Raw genomic sequence first — 17694 nt, 5'->3', positions numbered from 1 at the left:
TGCCGTAGTGAATCCATATTAAGGAGGTAAAACGCAGTGGCCGCACCCGTAGCAAAATCGAAATCCACTTCGAAGAAAGCGCCGAACAAACCAACCTCAATCTGGGGGCGATTATTCGGTTTATTGTTGTTTGGTCTGTTTACCGCCACGATTGCGGGTGGTGCGTGGTTTTACGCGTGGTCGGTCACCGAGCAAGCCAATCCGCCATCGCATTCAGTGTTGATTGAGCCGGGCGGCGTGAACGCCGTCGCGCAGCAATTGGTGCGACAAGGTGCGGTGGATTCGGCGTCTTTGTTTGTGCTGCTGGCGCGGATTTCTGGCAAAGATGCGGAATTGAAAGCGGGTAGTTATTCGCTGAAAGCGCCGATTTCACCGTGGATGTTGCTGAAAAAACTCGGCAAGGGTGAAGTTGATTTGCAGATGTTTAGCATTATTGAGGGCTGGAATTGGCGGCAGTTGCGCCAAGCGCTCAATACGCATCCGTATTTGAAGCACGACACCGCGAAAATGAGCGATGAAGAAATTCTCGCTGCATTAGGCATTAGTGCCTTATCGCCTGAAGGGCTATTTTTCCCCGACAGTTACCGCATTGATAAAGGTAGCTCCGACCTTAAACTGTTGGCGCGCGCGCATCGCTTGATGCAAGAAAAGCTCGATGATGCTTGGGCAAGCCGCAAGCCCGATTTGCCGCTCAAATCAGCGTATGAAGCGCTGATTTTGGCGTCGATTGTCGAAAAAGAAACCGGCAAAGCGGCAGATCGGCCTTTGATCGCAGGGGTATTCACTAATCGACTGCGGCAAGGAATGCGTTTACAAACCGATCCGACGGTCATTTATGGTGTCGGTGAGGCCTTTAAAGGCGATATCACCAAAGCACATTTACGCACTGATACGCCTTACAACACGTACACGCGAGCGGGTCTGCCACCAACGCCTATCGCGATGGTCGGCGAAGCCGCACTGACTGCCGCCACCCAACCCGCGTCTACTCGCGCGGTGTATTTTGTTGCCAAGGGCGATGGTAGCTCAGCATTTTCAGAAACGCTGGATCAACACAATTCAGCGGTGCGGAAGTATTTGTTGAACCGATAAAAACGCTAGTCCACGAAAAACACGAAAGGCACGAAAAAATATAAAGGCATCTAGGTTGAGTGTGTTGGTATTGCCATATAGGCCTTAATTATTAAGGTTTACATAGACATACCTAAGCTTGTTGTGAAATTACTGTGGATGAAGGCACATTGGCACTTTGTTATATCACAATGATTGGTTACACGATGCTGTAGCTTCCCCCTTTGGCAAAGGGGGAAACAAGTGCAAAGCCTTGTGTACCAACACGTAATCTGAACATTGCCGAATATTATGAAATTTCAGATTTGGTGTTAATACGTTTAAAAGATAGGCAATTGCGTAGATCACATCCGCTGGATTAGAGCTGCTGTAGCGCCTCCCCCCTTGACGGGGGAAGGCTGGGATGGGGGTGTGTTGAGCTTAAATTGTACTTCGTAGTATCACCCTCATCTTAACCCTCTTCCGCCCCCGGGGAGGGGATGCCGCGATATAAAACTGCAAATCAGTATTCTTGATTTAATCAGGGTATTGCCTGATAGAACTCATTCACTAAGCAGCCTGAGAATATACCTCTGCTTGTTTTAATGCCTTTCGTGAACTCAGATTTTTAACCATTAGGAGTGGCAATGAAGCCGGTTTTAAAAGGCCATTTAATGGTGCTGTTTTGTGTGGTGGTGTGGGGTGTGACCTTTGTTTCGACCAAGATTTTGCTGGAGTGGCGTAGTCCGGTCGAAATCGCACTCGACCGATTTGTTCTTGCGTATGGCCTCTTGTTTCTCTTGCATCCCGTCATCAAAAAACCGCAATGGCGCGAAGAATTATTCTTCTGCGGCTTGGGGCTGTTTGGCGTCACGCTGTATTTCCTGACAGAAAACATCGCGTTGCAATACACGCAAGCATCCAGCGTCGGCTTGCTGGTTTCGTCCGCGCCACTGCTCACCGCGTTTTTCGCGCATTTCACCACGCACGATGAAAAGCTCAGCCCGCGTTTGATTGTCGGCTCGCTCGTCGCGCTATTGGGCGTGGCTTTAGTGATGTTTAATGGCAGCGTGATTTTAAAACTCAACCCGCTCGGTGATATTTTGGCATTGTCGGCGGGGGCGGCGTGGGCGGTGTATTGCTTGCTGCTCAAGCGCGCTGGGCAGCGTTATGGCTATCTGTTTTTGACGCGGCAAGTGTTTTTCTATGGGATTGTCACTTTGCTGCCCGCCGCAGGGTGGATGGGTTATCGCGTCGATTTCGCGCTGTGGCTTGATCCCTTGCAAGGCGGCAATATGCTGTTCTTGGGCGTGATTGCATCGGCTCTGTGCTTTGTCGCGTGGAATAAAGCGCTCGGGATTATTGGCGCAGTGAAAGCCAGCAATTACATTTATTTGATCCCGCTGATTACGATGCTGACCGCCGTACTGATCTTGGGCGAGCGAATTACCGCCATCGGCGGCGCAGGGGCGCTATTGATCTTGATGGGGGTATATTACGCTGAGCATGGTATGAAAATGCCTACAATTAAGTAGATAGGGTAGGTATATATGAAACTCATTGTAGTAACCGGCGCACAAAAAAGCGGCAAAAGCCGCTACGCCGAACAGCGCGCTTTGGCGCTGTCGGATCGCCCGGCGTATTTGGCGACGTCGCGCGTTTGGGATGATGACTTTGCCGAGCGCATCCGCCGTCATCAAGTTGAGCGCGATTCGCGTTGGGTGAATTTAGAGCAAGAAACCGATCTGGCGGCGCATGGTTTTGCGGGCGACGTGATCGTGCTCGACTGCATTACCTTGTGGCTGACTAATCTATTTACCGATTGTGAATACGATAGAGACGCTACCTTGATTGAAGCGAAAACCCGCTGGGCGGATTTTGTTGCCGCGACACCGCAAACGGTGATTGCCGTCGGCAATGAAATCGGCTGGAGCCTACACGCCGAAACGCAAATGGGCCGCCATTTTGTCGACCTGCACGGCAACTTTATGCAATTCGCTACGGCGCAGGCTGAGGAAGTTGTGTTGATGGTGGCGGGGCTGCCGCTGAAGGTGAAGTAGCGAGTACGTCTGCCTAGAGGCTGATTTTTTACACCTTGAGTGTTTAAATTCCAGCTGTTGCTTTATCTCTAAAATTGCTCTGTTTCTAACACCAATCAATATTTAGACTGACTTGTCTTGTATTATTTTGATTTTTAATGATGCAGGGGATAGCAATGAAAAAGGTGAGTTGTTTTTTATTGTCTTTGATGTGTGCCAGTAGTTGGGCGCAAACCGTTACGATTCAGCAAGATGGTAAAGCGGTGGCAACCATTGAGCTAAGCAAGAATCTTGATATTAATATGCAAGGTGATCAATGTTTGGCTGACAAATTAACATCGAGTATACGTTGCACAGGTAATGTCAAACTAGACTCGCGCAACGGATCAATCAAATTGCAAGCTGAAGATATCGTCGTTAAAGATTGAGTATTTTTTGCGGCCAGCCAAAGAGATTATGCTTAGGTATAGAGTTGTAGCCTTTATAAATGAATAGCTTTAGCTCTATACCTAATTTTTAAATGAAATTTCATTTCATCATGTTCCCATAAGTAATAATGGCGATGATGCCATCGCTAAATGCTTCCACGCGATTCTTATTCATCGGCTTGGATTTGTTTGTCGCTGCTTGGGGCTACTGAGCTGGAACTGCATTTGCGAAACCCAGCGAATGTTGGGCTTCGCATCTTACTAATATTTTTTTGCAAAATTTATGTCAACGCTGTGACTAGCGCCGCGTATTTTGCATCGATACCAATCGAAATCCACAAGAATTGCTCAATTCGTGGTGCTTTGAAATGGCAAACCAAAATTGTGGGTTCGTGTAGTACTTGCGTCACTTATGTTTAGCGCAGTGGAAATCTCGCAGTGAGTTCGTTGGGTTTGCTGAGTAGCGCTTTAGCAAGGTCTTCGTACAATCCTGTGCTGCATTGTTCAGGCGTTAAAACTTGCCAGTCATCTTCAAATTTATTGAGATTGCGGATATTGAGCCGGATTGTTCCGGCTTTGTAGTCGTTTTCGAAACGGAGCCGAGTTGGGAATTCGGGCAGGATGGTAATGTTGGTTTTGAGTAATTTGCCATCGGCATTTTTAACGAATTTTTCTTCAATTTTGCAGCCAAAATTCCAGAGCCGATCTTTGAGGTATTTCACTTCATTCAGCGAGGTATAGCTCGCTTGCAGTGGCGCGCGCGCCAGCCAGTTAATTGAAAACTCAATGTATTCATAATAATTAATGTCTTCAACTTGAAAACTGCGCGCGCGGGTGATGCAATCTTTCATGGCCACGTGGCTAAACTCACCGAGGCCAAAAATAAGGTAAGCGTGTGGGCTTTGAGGTTTTAGAACTTGAAGCTGCTCAGCTAGGCTACGGAAGTATTCAAAGATTTGCCCCATTTGCTCTTGGATCAGCGCCAAATTTTGCGCATCTTTTTCACGCTCGGCCGCATTATCTTGCTGTAGGGCTTCGGCGTTTTGTTTGAGTTCGTTGAGTAAATCCATTCTTTGTTCGGCCTGTAAGTGTATCTACCTATTTTACATTGGATTGATCGTCAATGTTGGGTAAGTAATTATTCGATCCCAGTTGATTTCTGTCTTTATTTCTCCGCCAACGCCGTTTCAATCCGGCGATCCGGCACCAGCCACATTAGTGCGACAATGACGTACAAGGCGCCGGATATCCACGGTGCGTAAAAAGACAGCGCGATCCCGATTGCGTATAAAAGCGGTGAGATTTTGCCTTTTCTATCGTGACCAATCGCAGTCAGCAACTTCGAGCTGGCACAATCGGTGCTGATAATCGCGTATTGCAGCAGCCAATACGCAAATGAGGCCATTAGCAGTACGACGCCGTACACGGCCATTGTCGGCGCTGCAAAATGATTTTCACCCGCCCAAGCAGTGGCAAATGGAAATAGCGATAACCAAAACAAAAAGTGCAAATTCGCCCATAAGACGCGCCCGGTCACGTGCGGCGTGGCTTGCAGCATGTGGTGATGATTGTTCCAATAGATACCGACATAGGTAAAGCTGAGCAAATAGCTTAAGAACACCGGAATTAAAGGGCGCAAAGCGCTAAATTCAGCGCCGTGTGGCACTTTAAGTTCCAGCACCATGATGGTGATAATAATGGCGATGACGCCATCGCTGAATGCTTCCAAGCGATTCTTATTCATCGGTTTGGCCTTCGTGGGTTTGAGCTAGGTGACTGGGAACTACGTCTACAAAACCCTGCGAATGCAGGGCTTCGCATCATGCTAATGCTTTACTGCAAAATTTCCGTCAACGCCGCCACCAGCGCTGCACATTCTGCATCAGTGCCAATTGAAATCCGCAAAAATTGTTCAATCCGTGGCAGCTTGAAATGGCGAACCAAGATGGCGCGTTCGCGCAATGCTTGCGCGAGTTCTGCAGCATCGCGTTCTGGATGACGCGCAAAAACAAAATTAGCATGCGATGGCAACACGTCAAAGCCCAATTGCTGCAATTGAGTGGTTAGGGTATCGCGGCTAGTATTAATGGCTGCGCAGGTTCGGTTGAAATACCCTGTGTCTTCAATGGCAGAAACCGCGCCCGCCAGCGCGACGCGATCCAGTGGATAGGAATTGAAACTATTTTTCACGCGTTCTAAACCCGCAATTAAATCCACATGGCCAACGGCAAAACCGACGCGCATGCCGGCGAGCGAGCGCGATTTAGATAAGGTTTGCACCACCAATAGATTGTCGTAACGCGTCACCAGTTTGATGGCGCTCTCGCCACCAAAGTCCACATAAGCTTCATCCACAACGACGACTTGCTCAGGATGCGCTTGCAGCAGCGCTTCAATTTGCGCCAATGGCAGCAAAATTCCGGTCGGCGCATTGGGATTTGGGAAAATAATCGCGCCGCCGCCGGTGTAGTCGCTGGTGTCGATTTCAAAGTCGGCATTCAGTGGCACGGTACGATATTCAATGCCATACAGGCCGCAATACACCGGATAAAAGCTGTAGCTGATGTCGGGAAACAGCAGCGGCGCATCGTGTTTGAGCAGCGCTTGGAAAGTATGCGCCAGCACTTCGTCTGAGCTATTGCCAACAAACACATTGGCGCGCGTGATGCCGTCCGCGTGGTGGTAATGCGCCACTGCATCTTTGAGCGCGTCGCCATTCGGATCGGGATAGAGCCGCAAATGATCGTTCACCGCCTCACGCATCGCCATAATCGCTTTGGGCGACGGGCCATACGGATTTTCATTGGTGTTCAGTTTGATCAGATTGGTGATCTTCGGTTGCTCGCCCGGCGTATACGGCGTAAGGGCGTGAACAACAGGGCTCCAGAAACGGCTCATGGCTATGATCTTTTGACGTGGGCGAAAGCTGATTTTACCAAGAACACGTTAAATGGGAATGCCAGTTTGGCTTGCAGATGAAATATAGGCGTAGTTAAGCATTGGAACTGTAGCTCGCGCGGCGCGGCGTTTGTTTTTATTGCGTATCACTATTGGCGATGCAAACCTGATTTCTTCCCGATTTTTTGGCGGTATACATTGCGCTGTCGGCACGCACCATGACTTGGTTGAGCGTTTCGTTTGCCAAAGTTTGAGCTACACCTTGGCTGATGGTGTAGTGAAATGCGGCTTGGGCGGGGGGCTGAATCTGAGTGTTTTCAATCACGACCCTTAATCGCTCTGCGACTTCTTGCGCTTTGGCTAAATCGGTATCGGGTAATAGAATCACAAATTCTTCTCCGCCTGCTCTGGCCATTAAATCAGTTGATCTGAGGGTTTTTAGGCATTGGATGGCGAGTTTAAGTAAAGCTTGGTCGCCTACTTCATGGCCATATGTATCATTGATTTTTTTGAAATGATCGATATCCATCATGATGACAGACAGCGGTTTTTGGCTGCGTTTGGCACGATCAATTTCTTGATCTGCGCGTTCGTATAGCGCGCGGCGGTTTAATAAACCGGTGAGTGGGTCGGTGTGCGCGGCGACTTCTAATTTGGCAATTAATTCGGTGTTTTCGTTGATCAAGCGAATCAGGCTGTTATTGACGTCACCGAGGGCGACGGCGCTTTGTTTTTCCGAGGTGAGATCGGTGGCGAGTTCGAAAAAGATTTGTTCGGTAGATTGGGGAGATTGCAATGCAATCAGCAGTGATCTCGCCCAAAACGAGCTGCCATCGCTGCGCGTGCCGGTGAATTCAAAAGTGACCGGATTACCTTGTTCTGCCAGCGTCAGGTAATCGCTAGTTTCCATGCCGAAAGGCAGTAGGCCAAACTCAATGCGGCGGCGACCAAGCATCGCTTTGGCGGTATTGCCGGTCAGACGGGCAAATTGCTCGCTGACATAAGTAAAGCGGCCTTGCCGATCCAGCATGGTAATTAAGGCATGATCTTGTAGCGCTCGGAACCAGTTGGCTTGGCGGCTAACGAGGGTTTGTAATTCTTTGCGTAATGTATTTTCCGCAGAAACCTCGATGGCGAAGCCCGCCAGCCCCGTGAGTTCGCCTTGATCATCAAATAAACACGAACGATGAATACGAAAAATTCGAGTTTGGCCATGCCGGTCTTGCAGCTCTAGTTCCGAGGTCGCTGTTTGTAATCGAGCGATCAGGCGAAATTCTTCAAACTGAATATGTTCTACGATCCAGCGTGGCAAATAATCGGCATCTTGGCCGCTGGTTTCGGATGTTGTGACCGATTCAAGAATCGTTTGCCAAGCTTGGCTACGCCAGACGTAATTGAGCTGGATGTCTTTGACCCAGGCCGCCACAGAGAGCTGATCTAGCAAGGCAAAACTGCAAGTCTCAAAGGGCGATTGGAGTGGGGCTGTTGTATCCATCAGTCATTAAACTCGACGACATAACGATAATAATCGCTACGGAAATAGGAGTAGGTGAGTTCGAGTGCATGGCCGTTTTGCAGATAGCCCACTCGGGTGAGCCGCAGCAGAGCCTGGCCTTCTTGAAAACCGCACTGCAATGCCATATCGGCATCGCAGCGATAGGCGTCAATTTCTTCAATGGCTTTGGTAATAATGAGCTGATGCTCGGCCATGTAGGCATAGAGCGAGTTGCCAATTGACAGCGGGTCGGGCAGAAAATGGCTGGGCAGACTGCTGCACTCATAGCCAATTACTTGTTCATTGGCGGTGCGTAGGCGGGATAGGCGGCTCACTGTTTGACCGACCTGCAAATTAAGCCGCCATTGTTCGATTAAATCGGGTTCAGCAACTTCGCGTTTGAGCCAGACCGAGCCGGGTTTAAAGCCTCGTGCTCGAAGTAGATCGGAAAGGCTACTGAGTTTAGAAACGGGTTGGTCAATTTTGGGTGTGATTTGGTAATTGGCATCGGCGGTGAATTCGATCCAACTGTCATTCACCAGTAACGCATAGACTTGCTGTACGGCGTGCGCTGAAATATTAAAAATATCCGCCAACGTTTGCACTGCAGGGAGTAATTCGTTGGGTTGCCAGAAGCCCGCTGAAATCGCGATTTTAATTTTTTGCAGTAATTGAACTTCGATGAGTTGTGGGGAGGCTCTGTCCGGTGCCAGCGCCATCAGTTTTCGATTGCGATTATCTGCTGCCATTGCATTCATAGCGATCTATCCATTTCACGATGAACTTAGCATAGTCGAGTTGCCTAAATATCCAAGGCCAAAGCTTGGCAGCTGTGTGCAAGTCAGCGCAATGATTTCTAGTTTCCTATCTTACTTGAGATGGAAAATGGATAATATTGATGAATTCGGCCGCGATATTGGCATTGGACATGCAGCCTGTCATTTAGTGAATTTACCGTGCCAATTTGAATTGTAAACGCCTTGAGTGCGTTATCCATGATAAGCAAATCAATTGAAAAATAGAATGATGATTTTAAACTTCCAAGAATGGTCCAGTGTGATTCGGCGCAATTTGCTGCTGAGTACGCTGGTATTAAGTGCTGCCTATATTATTTGCGGCAAATTGAGTCTGTTATTGGCGATTCCGCCAGGCTACGCTTCTGCGATTTTCCCTCCGGCAGGTATTGCACTCGCCGCCGCGTTTATTGCCGGAAAACGCACTGCTCCCGGTATTTTGTTGGGCTCATTTTTACTCAATCTTTGGATTGGCTATGACAATAGTCAGCAATTAAGTTTACTCGGCTGCGGCGTGGCTTTTTTAATTGCCTGTGCTTCGCTGCTGCAAGCTATCGTGGGCGGCGTGTTATTACGCAAGGTGATTGGCTATCCAGCCGCGTTCGATAATTTACGGGATGTATTAAGCTTTCAAATATTGTCTCCCGTAATCTGCCTCATTAGCGCAACGTTGTCGGTGAGCAGCTTGATGCTGCTTGGTTTTTTGCCGAGCAGCAGTTTTATGCTGAGCTGGCTGATCTGGTGGGGCGGCGATACGCTGGGTGTGCTGGTGCTGTTGCCTCTCACCATGGTGGTGGCCGGCGAGCCAAGGGCATTGTGGCGCAAACGCTTGAGTACCGTTGCAATCCCGATGATCTTTGTATTTTCTATGCTGGTGATTTTGTATGTGAATGTGAGCCATTGGGAGCAAAAAGAATCGCTAGTCGAATTTCGCCTGCAATCCCAAAGAGTCGCCGATACGATTCAGGCGCGTTTTGATGAGCAGGAGTCATTATTGGAGCAGACCAAGGGTCTGTTTGCGGGTGACGATCATGTGACAGCGGACGAGTTTCAGCGCTTTACACAGCAAGCACTGAAGCGCTTTCCAATGATCAAAGCCATTGAATGGGCACCACGGATCGAATCGGTAAATCGACAGCAATTTGAAACGGCGCAACAGGCACAATGGCCTGATTTTAAAATTCGTGATCGCAATATCGCCAATACGCTGCAAGCGGCTGGCGAGCGGCCATTCTATTTCCCGATTACCTACGTTGAGCCCCGTCAGGGCAATCAGATTGCATTTGGTTTTGACATCGTTTCGACTCGTGAGCGCTCGGATACTGTACAGAAGGCTATCCGCACCGGCCGTAGCACTGCAACGCCGCCCCTGCATTTATTGCAATCCCCCAATCTGTATGGCTTTTTATTATTGCATGCGGTTCAAAATAGTCGGTCTGGCGATGGTGTGGTGCTGACTGTCATTCGTGCCGATGAATTTTTGGAAAAGTTGTTACCCAAAGACAAAGAGCTACTTTGGATACGCTTAACTGATGTGGGAACGGCTCAAGAGGTTTACAGCAACTTTCCCAAGGCGGCTCCAGCAGCGGCTTGGCAGCAAAAGTTGATTTTCGGGCAACGGGAGTTTTTATTTGAAACAGCGCCTAGCCCGATTTACTTAGCCAAACATCGCGGCTGGCAAAGTGCCTTGGTGTTGGCGGCGGGCGTTTTGGTCACTGGTTTGCTGGGCTCGTTTTTGATTTTAGGCACCGGTTACACCGCGCGTGTTGAAGCTTTGGTGGAGGAAAAAGTCGCAGAACTATCTGAAAGTACCGAAAAGCTGACTGGCCTGTATGAATTATCCCCACTAGGTATTGCGCTCACCGATATGCAAGGCCGCTATATTGATTTCAATGCTGCATTTCAACGGATTAGCGGTTATTCCGCAGAAGAGTTGCAAAGTTTAGATTACTGGGTTTTAACGCCCAGAAAGTATGAAGCACTGGAGGCTGAGCAATCGAAAGCGCTCAAAGCGCACGGTCGATATGGGCCGTATGAAAAAGAGTATTTACGCAAAGATGGTTCACTTGTGCCGATTAGCCTGAATGGTTTGTTATTGCATGGCAAAAATGGTGAGCAATATATTTGGTCGATTGTTGAAGATATTTCATCACGGAAAATCAGCGAACAAGCTTTGCGTGATAGTGAAGAGCGTTGGAAATTTGCACTTGAAGGTGCTGGTGACGGCGTATGGGATTGGAATTTGCAAACAGGAGAATTATTCCTATCCAAGCAGGAAATGGAGATTCTTGGCTATGCGGGTGAAGAAGCGCGGCAAACGACGATTGATTTCTGGGTTGCGCTACAGCACCCACAAGATTTGGTGCAACGCAAAGTTGCATTTGATGAGTATTTAGCTGGCAACACGCCGATTTATACTTATGAATTTCGCACCCAAACTAGCAGCGGGCGCTGGAAATGGATTCTGGCCCGTGGCATGTTGGTTAGCCGGAGCGATGACGGTCAGCCACTGCGTATGATCGGTACACATACCGATATTGACGATAGAAAGCGTAAGCAGGTGCAGAACACCACGCGTGCCACCGTAATGGAAATGCTGGCGCGTGGTGAAAAACTACGCCATGTGCTCGATATTATGCTGGTCAATTTAGGTGCCGAAAGTGATGAATTGGCCTACGTGGTATTTAGCATTGAGGGCGATGCGGCTCATGCGATTGCCAGCAGTCACATCGATTTATCCTGCTTTGAGTCGCCTATTTGTGTGGAGCAGTCTGCATTAGATGAACAGTCCATCGCATCGCCAAGTGCACCCATTCATCCAGCCATCTTGAACATTGCCTATCTACGCGGTTTGAATGAGCAAGCGCAAACGGCTGGATTCGAGCTGTGCTGGTCTGAGCCTATTGTCTCGGGCGAATCCACGCTTGAGGGCATGCTGGTGTCTTTCCGGCTACAGGCAGCCCAAGTTCTGCCTGATTTAGAAGAGCAGCATCAAGCCGCCAATGTGATCAGTATTGCCATGCAGCATGAACGCTCTGAAGAGCAGCTACTGCTTGCCAATTCGGTTTATGTCACCAGTAGCGAAGCGATTATGGTGGTCGACACACAAAACCATATTCTGGCGGTGAATCCCGCTTTTGAAGCCATTACCGGCTTTCTTTCCCATGAAGTGACTGGAAGAGATCCAAAGCTCTTACGCTCGGATCGACAAACTGCCGCTTTCTACGAAGAAATGTGGCAAACCCTAGGGGAAACGGGAGCTTGGCGTGGCGAACTATGGAATCAACGCAAGGATGGCAGTCTTTATCCTGTCGCGATGAGTATTGATACCATTCATGGTGACGATGCGGGCGTGCTGCGCCGGATTGCGGTGTTCTCGGATATTACGGTCCAAAAAATGGCCGAAGAGCAGGTGAGTTATTTAGCGCACCATGACTTACTAACCAATTTACCGAATCGACTCTTATTTGTGGATCGCCTGTCTTTAGCGCTGGTGACCGCGCAGCGCAGCCAAGCTCGGCTGGCCTTGCTGTATGTCGATCTGGATCAATTTAAACCGGTGAATGACAATCTAGGTCATGCCATCGGTGATAAATTATTGCAGCAAGTCGCCAGTCGTATGCTGGAATGCGTGAGGGAGTCGGATACCGTTGCGCGAATCGGCGGGGATGAGTTTGTGGTGATTTTGCCCGCAATACAGTCTGCCGAAAATGCACGGCGCGTCGCGGAAAAAATTCGTGTTGCACTGGAAAATGTATTTGAGATCGAGGGTCATGCAATCAATATCTCATCCAGTATCGGCGGCGCGCTCTACCCAGATCATGCCACTGACGAAGATCAATTGATGCAGCATGCCGACCACGTTATGTATCTCGCCAAGAAAAATGGCCGTAATGCGGTCTACTTTTATGGAGAAAGCTAAATCGCTTAGCGTGATTGAATGAATTACAGGGTTGTATCCTGCGCGAGCAGCCCTGTTTATTTCAACAGTTTTACGGTTTAGCAGTTTTTTTAGCAGTCGTCTTTTACGCGGTATTGTGATTGGTCTGCACGATTTTTTAGGCAACAAAAAACCCCGCAAAGCTGAGCTTGTCGGGGTTAATGTTTTTGTGGTGCGCAACACGTGCAACGCAAAGTGGCTTAGATAAAGGGCTGTGTTGATTTGCGGGACACTCAGGGGACTGGGTTAAAACAAAACGGGACAATTGGGTTTTATCTGGTGTTCCAAGTTCAGTTCGAGTCTCTGTTTGACACCGTACTTGGTGGGTAGATTACCCAGCTTTGCTCAAAAGATAAAGCCCGCGATGAGCGGGCTTTGTGTGTTTTGTTTTGAGTGTGTGTTTAGTGCGCATGAGCTAGTTTCTCTAGCGCAGCCTCAGCTAGCCAGCCGCTGCGATTTTTGGTTCTTTCATCAATCCGTTGAATTAAAAGCCCTGGCAGGGTGACGTTTACTTTTTCGGCCTTGCCTAGATAACGAGAAATGTCCATCTCAACAACGCCCCAAATAAAACCAGCGAACTCAGGATTGCTAACGTGTTTGCTAACGGGGCTGGGTACTGGAATAAGTTCGCCGTCTTCGGCTAGGCCTTCCAGATGTAAGGCAATCGCTTCTTTGGCTTGATTGATTGCGTCATCTAGGGTGTCGCTGGCTGAATAGCAGCCTGGCAAATCAGGCACGATCACGCCGAAAGCGTGTTGCTCGTCGCCTGGTTCAATAGCAATTGGATAAAACATGGTGTAACTCCTTACGCGTTTTCTGTGTCTGGAAAAACCAGCCTCATACGAGGCCGGCTTGTTTCTTAATGCTTTTTACTGTGCCGATTGGTAAGTCTTTTTTCGGGTGGGGTACTGTGACTCGCCCTGCTTTCGTTGGGTGCTTGTACTGCTGATGGCTCCCTTTCGTTGCGACTAAATACCAGCCGTCGGTGGTTAACATTTTGATTATTTCCTGACTTGTCATCGCGCTCCTTTATGTGTTGATGGGGTTACTATAACCCCAATTAAATCAAAAGGCAATAACTCTAGAGTTATCAATTATTTTTATGCTGCAATTCTCTCTAGTTCTTTGCGCTCTTTAGTGCTCCAAGCTGCCAGCTCAGGCAAGTTCGCACGGATAAACGCAGTGGCGGGTGGTGGCGGTACGCTATTGCCGCACATTTTCACTTGGTCGGATTTGGTGAAAATTCGTCCATCGTGGCCGCGATCAATGATGTAGTTGAGTGGGAAACCTTGGCAGGCGTACAGCTCGGCTGGCGACAGCATGCGCAGGCCGATATCGACAATTACCCAAGGATCGCCTTCGATCCAAACCGTGACCAGCGCTAAGCGATCGCGGGTTGTGATCGTCGCGGCGGGTTCGTCGAGCGATCGCATATTGTCTGTGCCGTAATAGCTAATCAGAAACGCAGCGCAACGTAATGCGCGCTCGGTATCTTCTGGTGCTAGCGTGTACTCAACCAAGGCGTGATGCGTGCCATTCGCGGTAATTGTTCCGAGTGGCTCGGCAATATCTTCGCTGTCACAGTTTTTACGGAGCGTCACTAAATTGGCGGTAACGAGCTGCTGTTGACTGCCCGTGTTCGTTATCGTGCTGGTCGGTTTGCGCGCGTCATGGCCTGGTGTTGTATTAAATCCGCCGTTGGCTTGCATCATGTAGGCGGTTGCTAGGGCGTGACCGCCGCCGCTGGCAACAACGGTGCCAAGTGGACCTTGAATATCGTTTGAGCCATGACTCCAGCGCCGTGCACCGGGCTTGCCTTCGCCGTGTCCGGCTTGAATGAGTATCGGAGCTGCAAGGGCAAAACTGCCACCCTTCGGCCATGCAGTCACTGTGCGCAATGGCTCCGTAGTCGCATGTAGCGTGTCGTTTGACCAGTTCGCAATCGGTACAATGAATGGCTCAGCCGCATCAATGACAAACTTCTGCATGCCTTTAGCTATTCGGCGCATGGTGGCGTCGGCCAGCGGTTTGCTGCGTTTAAAAATCGACGGGCAAGGCAGATTCCAATTGATGCACTCCGCCGCTGCGCGCCATTTCTTTTGACCTTTTGCTGGGTTTTTAAAGTGCGTCGGTTTAGCCCATTCAATCGCCTTGCCGTCGCGACGGGCAATCATATAGAGGCGTTCGCGAGTGGTTGGCGCGCCAAAGTCAGCGGCGTTGATGATTTTCCAATCGACCACGTAACCCATTGATTCCAGCGTGCGTACAAATTTGCGCCATGTTTGGCCTTCGTGCTTGCGATCAGGAATTAGGTGCTGATTATCAACGGGTACGCGCTCGCCTTTTGCTGCGACTGAGCCATCTAGCTTAATCACGCGGCCTGTTGTTTTGTCGCGCTTGGCAACTAATGGCCCCCATTTCAAAATTTGCTTTACGTTTTCAAGGCTAATCACGCGCGGCTTCACTTGCCCAGCCCATCGAGTGCCGACCCAAGCTAGTCCGCGAATTTTCTTGCTGCGTGGTTGTCCGCCTGCAGCTTGGCTGTGATGTGTACAATCTGGCGACATGTGCAAATAGCCGACGGCCACGCCGTTCGTGGCTTCGTGTGGGCAAACCTCGAATACATCGGCAATGTAATGCGCTGTTTGTGGGTGGTTCGCCTGGTGCATGCTGAGCGCTTGCTCGTTGTGGTTGATCGCAATGTCTGGGGCGCGGCCTAGTGCTTGCTCGATTGCCGTGCTCATGCCACCGCCACCGGCGAATAGATCAACGATTAATTCTTGATCGATTGGAAGGCGGAATTGTTCGCGGATCATGCTGGGGCTCCTTCATATTGCTGAGCTTTTTCCTTGCGTTGCAGCATGTCGGCTTTGTAGCTGGCTTTGGCTTCTTTCTTGGTGGGTTTCCATTCGCCGCAGCCTCGTGATGATTTCATGCGGTAGCGCCATAATTTACGGAAATAGTTGCGCGTATCGGTGGTGTATTCGGCCTCGACCTCTGGCTTATCAAATCCCAAGAAGTGCGCAAAATTGTCGTAGCACTCGCTGATGCTGCAATAATCATCGTAAGTTTTTTTGCTCTTGGGGATTGCAGGTGGGGCAGGGCTTTCTTGTGCGACGGTATCAATGCCTTTGTCGGTAACGCAAAAGCAAAACTCGCTTTCTCCTCCGATTAAGGCCGGATTAATTTTGCGGCGGGTTATGTGGCCGCTGGCTTCAAGTGCTAGGAGTTCAGGCCATGAGTGATGGCCTTCGCCTGCGACATAGTGGTTGCGGTATTGTCGGCCTTGGCCGTATTCATCTAGGCCAAGGGAGTGTTGCAGAATGTGAAGGGCTTTTTTGCTTAGCATTGGGCGGCCTCTTGCGGTTCGGCCTGTTCGCCCCAGAACCAGCGTGGGGTATCGAGGGTTGGTTTGCCGCGCAGTGGCATGACAATCACAAAGGCGTCTTCTTCGTCGTTGGTGAAAATCGCGGCGGGTTGGTAGTGGCTGTCTGGTGGTGTTTCGCCGTTATTGCTGTGAAATACGCGTACAGAGTCGTAGCCGCCATGCAGGCGTGGGAAAAACTGCAAGGCCTCGATGATGAATTGGCGCTGCCAGTCTGTACCTGGCATGCCTGCTTTGAGGTTTTCTGGGCGGGGTAATACGCGCTGTAGGTCGGGGAATTTGCCTTCGAGCGTGATTTCTGAAAAGCTCATTTTGAGTTTGCCGCGCTGGCTTGGCTCAAAGCTCAGGCTGTCGTCATCGTAAAACGTGACGGTGCCGTTTTGGGGTAGGGCTTTGATGATGTCGCGGCGCACGATGATGGATGTGTCGTTGGCGCTGCCGCTTTTGTCGTGCAGCACGACGGCCATGTGGCCGTTGCTGGCCTCGATAATGCAGCCGTCGCCGTTGACTGTGGCGCGCAAGTGGATGCCGTTGAGGTAATAGCGTGGATCTTGCTTGGCGGCAAAAGCAAGTGCGGCGTGAAGTAGTCTTGCGTCTGCGGTGTGAGTGATATTAGCCATGATTTTTCCTTTGGATTAGTTGGGTATCCGTATTCTGTGGTTGATAGATTTCAAGTGGTATTAACATCATTCACATAATCCGTAAGAAGAAGCGCAGGTCGCTAACTCTGTCAGATCGCCCAGCAGGTCATATTGCCGACCGCCACGAGTGGTTTTTGCCCACTCGACAACGCTATAAATGCCATGCTGCCCTGCATCTTTAGTCGCAATGCCTGGCGCAGGTACAAAAGTTGCGGCCTGTCGTTTTGATGCTGAGGCCACTAAATTCTCCCATTCTGAAATTCGTGCAATATGCTGTGGAAAGCGTTTCGCAATTTGTGAAAACTCAGCTTTTGAGGCGTTGATGCACGGCATGCAACCAACTCGACCCATACCCTGCTTGTAAAGCGGATTTGGTTCTATTTTGTGCTGGGCGCAAAATGAAAAAACCTGTTCAGCAGTCCAATCAACAAGCGGCCTAAATGTTCTTAATTTAAGAGTGATTCGCTCAGATTTTTTTGCGTTCCGACGTGCAAAGCTTTCGTCACGGCGCACGCCTTGCCAACTAACCACTTGATAACCTTGGTCTAATAAATTTAATTGATATTCAACAGCAGGGTTACGCTTTAATTCTTCAGTGCAAAACTGAGTCTTGCGACCTGGGAAGCGCCCCTTCCATAAGCAAAGGTCCAAGTACGGGTTGCCAGTTGGGTTGAGGACTTCCAAAGCACGGCGTTTAGCCTTGTTAGTCCAACGAAGTTTGCGGCCTTTTTTGTCACGTTTTACTCGTTGATCACGCGCAATAAACATCCGTTTGCGACGAATTTCATCGCTAAAATCAGACTTAAGTCGATCAATTTTTATATCTAAAGCCAGCTCAAGATAATCAAGATATTCATAGACGGCCTCATGCTCGTTTCCTGTGTCGCAGAAAATCGCACATAGGTTTTCGCGAGATACGCGCTGGAGAGCAACAAGCAAAGTAGCCGTCGAATCTTTGCCCCCAGAAACAGAAACAACATGTTTGATTTTCATCTTGATATCACCCAATGGTATTTATACTTTT

The 17694-nt window shown here is 49.4% G+C and carries 16 protein-coding genes; 5 read left to right on the top strand and 11 right to left on the bottom strand.

From position 1 onward, the window contains the following. Nucleotides 1-36 precede the first annotated feature (36 nt). The 4 genes from mltG to Q320_RS0112035 all read left to right on the top strand — a co-directional run bounded on the left by mltG (nt 37) and on the right by Q320_RS0112035 (nt 3517). Nucleotides 37-1092 (top strand): endolytic transglycosylase MltG, encoded by a 1056-nt coding sequence (gene mltG, locus Q320_RS0112050; protein WP_245591011.1) that lies wholly within the window; start codon nt 37-39, stop codon nt 1090-1092. 605 nt (nt 1093-1697) lie between these two features. Further along, complete coding sequence (locus tag Q320_RS0112045) at nt 1698-2585, top strand: DMT family transporter (RefSeq protein ID WP_027469206.1); 888 nt, start codon at nt 1698-1700, stop codon at nt 2583-2585. Nucleotides 2586-2600: 15 nt separating this feature from the next. Continuing rightward, entirely contained in the window at nt 2601-3110 is a 510-nt protein-coding gene (locus Q320_RS0112040) for a bifunctional adenosylcobinamide kinase/adenosylcobinamide-phosphate guanylyltransferase (protein WP_027469205.1), read from the top strand. A 155-nt stretch (nt 3111-3265) separates the two neighbouring features. After that, on the top strand, nt 3266-3517 hold the full coding sequence (locus Q320_RS0112035) for a hypothetical protein (RefSeq protein ID WP_027469204.1): 252 nt from the start codon (nt 3266-3268) through the stop codon (nt 3515-3517). A gap of 416 nt (nt 3518-3933) precedes the next feature. On the opposite strand, the gene Q320_RS0112025 is transcribed toward Q320_RS0112035, so the two are convergent. The 5 genes from Q320_RS0112025 to Q320_RS0112005 form a co-directional block, all read right to left on the bottom strand. After that, nucleotides 3934-4587, bottom strand: coding sequence for a hypothetical protein (locus Q320_RS0112025; RefSeq protein WP_027469202.1), 654 nt, complete (start codon nt 4585-4587; stop codon nt 3934-3936). Nucleotides 4588-4682: 95 nt separating this feature from the next. Beyond that, nucleotides 4683-5261 carry a TMEM175 family protein gene (locus Q320_RS0112020; RefSeq protein ID WP_027469201.1) on the bottom strand — a complete coding sequence of 193 codons (579 nt, stop codon included), beginning with the start codon at nt 5259-5261 and terminating at the stop codon, nt 4683-4685. A gap of 89 nt (nt 5262-5350) precedes the next feature. Further along, on the bottom strand, nt 5351-6415 hold the full coding sequence (hisC, locus tag Q320_RS0112015) for a histidinol-phosphate transaminase (RefSeq protein ID WP_027469200.1): 1065 nt from the start codon (nt 6413-6415) through the stop codon (nt 5351-5353). Nucleotides 6416-6551: 136 nt separating this feature from the next. Beyond that, a complete protein-coding gene (locus Q320_RS20915; protein WP_051534697.1) occupies nt 6552-7910 on the bottom strand; it encodes a sensor domain-containing diguanylate cyclase in 1359 nt (452 codons plus the stop codon). After that, complete coding sequence (locus Q320_RS0112005; protein WP_051534696.1) at nt 7910-8668, bottom strand: GntR family transcriptional regulator; 759 nt, start codon at nt 8666-8668, stop codon at nt 7910-7912. The genes Q320_RS20915 and Q320_RS0112005 overlap by 1 nt, the downstream gene beginning before the upstream one ends. A gap of 265 nt (nt 8669-8933) precedes the next feature. On the opposite strand from Q320_RS0112005, the gene Q320_RS0111995 reads away from it, so the two are divergent. After that, nucleotides 8934-12626: a sensor domain-containing diguanylate cyclase gene (locus Q320_RS0111995; protein ID WP_027469198.1), complete on the top strand. Its 3693-nt coding sequence runs from the start codon at nt 8934-8936 to the stop codon at nt 12624-12626. Nucleotides 12627-13045: 419 nt separating this feature from the next. On the opposite strand, the gene Q320_RS0111990 is transcribed toward Q320_RS0111995, so the two are convergent. From Q320_RS0111990 to Q320_RS0111965, 6 genes are all read right to left on the bottom strand, one after another. After that, the gene (locus tag Q320_RS0111990; RefSeq protein WP_027469197.1) at nt 13046-13438 is read right to left on the bottom strand and encodes a type II toxin-antitoxin system HicB family antitoxin; all 393 of its coding nucleotides are present in this window, start codon (nt 13436-13438) and stop codon (nt 13046-13048) included. A 43-nt stretch (nt 13439-13481) separates the two neighbouring features. Further along, nucleotides 13482-13664, bottom strand: a complete 183-nt coding sequence (locus Q320_RS0111985; protein ID WP_027469196.1) for a type II toxin-antitoxin system HicA family toxin — start codon at nt 13662-13664, stop codon at nt 13482-13484. 80 nt (nt 13665-13744) lie between these two features. Further along, nucleotides 13745-15460 carry a DNA cytosine methyltransferase gene (locus tag Q320_RS0111980; protein WP_027469195.1) on the bottom strand — a complete coding sequence of 572 codons (1716 nt, stop codon included), beginning with the start codon at nt 15458-15460 and terminating at the stop codon, nt 13745-13747. Beyond that, nucleotides 15457-15993 carry a hypothetical protein gene (locus Q320_RS20910; protein ID WP_051534695.1) on the bottom strand — a complete coding sequence of 179 codons (537 nt, stop codon included), beginning with the start codon at nt 15991-15993 and terminating at the stop codon, nt 15457-15459. Before Q320_RS20910 ends, Q320_RS0111980 begins: the two co-directional genes overlap by 4 nt. Further along, nucleotides 15987-16649 carry a beta clamp domain-containing protein gene (locus Q320_RS20905; RefSeq protein WP_027469194.1) on the bottom strand — a complete coding sequence of 221 codons (663 nt, stop codon included), beginning with the start codon at nt 16647-16649 and terminating at the stop codon, nt 15987-15989. Before Q320_RS20905 ends, Q320_RS20910 begins: the two co-directional genes overlap by 7 nt. 66 nt (nt 16650-16715) lie before the next feature. After that, nucleotides 16716-17663: a phosphoadenosine phosphosulfate reductase domain-containing protein gene (locus tag Q320_RS0111965; RefSeq protein WP_027469193.1), complete on the bottom strand. Its 948-nt coding sequence runs from the start codon at nt 17661-17663 to the stop codon at nt 16716-16718. Between the last annotated feature and the right edge of the window lie 31 nt (nt 17664-17694).

It is taken from the genome of Deefgea rivuli DSM 18356, from assembly GCF_000620145.1.
Taxonomy (GTDB): Bacteria; Pseudomonadota; Gammaproteobacteria; order Burkholderiales; family Chitinibacteraceae; genus Deefgea; species Deefgea rivuli.
This window is presented reverse-complemented; position numbering and strand designations above follow the sequence as displayed.

What these genes read in the sequence shown, in the direction of transcription:
- Q320_RS0112005 (WP_051534696.1), bottom strand. Translation starts at nt 8,668, where the DNA reads ATGAATGCAATGGCAGCAGATAATCGCAATCGAAAACTGATGGCGCTG.
- Q320_RS0111980 (WP_027469195.1), bottom strand. Translation starts at nt 15,460, where the DNA reads ATGATCCGCGAACAATTCCGCCTTCCAATCGATCAAGAATTAATCGTT.
- Q320_RS0112045 (WP_027469206.1), top strand. Translation starts at nt 1,698, where the DNA reads ATGAAGCCGGTTTTAAAAGGCCATTTAATGGTGCTGTTTTGTGTGGTG.
- Q320_RS0111965 (WP_027469193.1), bottom strand. Translation starts at nt 17,663, where the DNA reads ATGAAAATCAAACATGTTGTTTCTGTTTCTGGGGGCAAAGATTCGACG.
- Q320_RS20905 (WP_027469194.1), bottom strand. Translation starts at nt 16,649, where the DNA reads ATGGCTAATATCACTCACACCGCAGACGCAAGACTACTTCACGCCGCA.
- Q320_RS0112040 (WP_027469205.1), top strand. Translation starts at nt 2,601, where the DNA reads ATGAAACTCATTGTAGTAACCGGCGCACAAAAAAGCGGCAAAAGCCGC.
- Q320_RS0112025 (WP_027469202.1), bottom strand. Translation starts at nt 4,587, where the DNA reads ATGGATTTACTCAACGAACTCAAACAAAACGCCGAAGCCCTACAGCAA.
- Q320_RS0111985 (WP_027469196.1), bottom strand. Translation starts at nt 13,664, where the DNA reads ATGACAAGTCAGGAAATAATCAAAATGTTAACCACCGACGGCTGGTAT.
- Q320_RS20910 (WP_051534695.1), bottom strand. Translation starts at nt 15,993, where the DNA reads ATGCTAAGCAAAAAAGCCCTTCACATTCTGCAACACTCCCTTGGCCTA.
- Q320_RS0111995 (WP_027469198.1), top strand. Translation starts at nt 8,934, where the DNA reads ATGATGATTTTAAACTTCCAAGAATGGTCCAGTGTGATTCGGCGCAAT.
- Q320_RS0111990 (WP_027469197.1), bottom strand. Translation starts at nt 13,438, where the DNA reads ATGTTTTATCCAATTGCTATTGAACCAGGCGACGAGCAACACGCTTTC.
- Q320_RS0112035 (WP_027469204.1), top strand. Translation starts at nt 3,266, where the DNA reads ATGAAAAAGGTGAGTTGTTTTTTATTGTCTTTGATGTGTGCCAGTAGT.
- hisC (WP_027469200.1), bottom strand. Translation starts at nt 6,415, where the DNA reads ATGAGCCGTTTCTGGAGCCCTGTTGTTCACGCCCTTACGCCGTATACG.
- Q320_RS0112020 (WP_027469201.1), bottom strand. Translation starts at nt 5,261, where the DNA reads ATGAATAAGAATCGCTTGGAAGCATTCAGCGATGGCGTCATCGCCATT.
- Q320_RS20915 (WP_051534697.1), bottom strand. Translation starts at nt 7,910, where the DNA reads ATGGATACAACAGCCCCACTCCAATCGCCCTTTGAGACTTGCAGTTTT.